We start from the raw sequence: 253 nt of genomic DNA on the forward strand, positions 1-253 counted from the left end.
CGTGCCGGAGCCAATTGAAATGAGCTCCGTTTGTTTGATGTATGTTTCGATTTCTTCACGGGGAAGAAAGGACAAAATGCTTCTGGCGCACGCTCCAGCGTACAGAGGAGAGCGCCTGCCGATCGCCGTGTACAACCGCACAGTCTGTGTCCCTTCTATTTTCTCAACGTATATCGCTTCATTGCCGTCCCTCATGATCAATTGCACGGCCTCATCCACTTCCCGGCACAGCTCTTCCATCACCGGTTTCGCT

1 protein-coding gene is annotated in these 253 nt (G+C 52.6%); it reads right to left on the minus strand.

The window, feature by feature from the left end:
• On the minus strand, positions 1–253 hold a 253-nt coding region (locus CF394_RS15510), incomplete at both ends, for an IclR family transcriptional regulator domain-containing protein (RefSeq protein ID WP_279327671.1).

Source organism: Tetzosporium hominis (assembly GCF_002265435.1).
Classification (GTDB): Bacteria; Bacillota; Bacilli; order Bacillales_A; family Planococcaceae; genus Chryseomicrobium; species Chryseomicrobium hominis.